The sequence below is a fragment of the Bacillus sp. SIMBA_074 genome (assembly GCF_046534555.1).
GTDB classification, from domain to species: domain Bacteria; phylum Bacillota; class Bacilli; order Bacillales; family Bacillaceae_G; genus Bacillus_A; species Bacillus_A mycoides.
Genome location: NZ_JAWRYM010000196.1, coordinates 1 through 354 on the forward strand (window position 1 = coordinate 1; position 354 = coordinate 354).

The window sequence follows — 354 nt, forward strand, 5'->3', positions numbered from 1 at the left end:
CGCCCGTAGCTCAATTGGATAGAGCGTTTGACTACGGATCAAGAGGTTAGGGGTTCGACTCCTCTCGGGCGCGTTTTCTTTCGGGAAGTGGCTCAGCTTGGTAGAGCACCTGGTTTGGGACCAGGGGGTCGCAGGTTCAAATCCTGTCTTCCCGATACTTGTTTGGGGCCTTAGCTCAGCTGGGAGAGCGCCTGCCTTGCACGCAGGAGGTCAGCGGTTCGATCCCGCTAGGCTCCACCAAAAAAGTTCTTTGAAAACTGAACGAAACAAACAACGTAAACGTCAATTTTTATTTTTAGATGCTAGACAAACTAACTTTATTGGAGAGTTTGATCCTGGCTCAGGATGAACGCT

The 354-nt window shown here is 50.3% G+C and carries 3 tRNA genes; all 3 read left to right on the forward strand.

Annotated elements, in window-relative coordinates:
- The 3 genes from SB773_RS30470 to SB773_RS30480 all read left to right on the forward strand — a co-directional run bounded on the left by SB773_RS30470 (position 1) and on the right by SB773_RS30480 (position 240).
- Positions 1-73, forward strand: a tRNA-Arg gene (locus SB773_RS30470).
- Between the two features lie 8 nt (positions 74-81).
- Positions 82-155: transfer RNA gene (locus tag SB773_RS30475), tRNA-Pro, on the forward strand.
- Positions 156-164: 9 nt separating this feature from the next.
- A tRNA-Ala gene (locus SB773_RS30480) sits at positions 165-240 on the forward strand.
- The last annotated feature ends 114 nt before the right edge of the window (positions 241-354 follow it).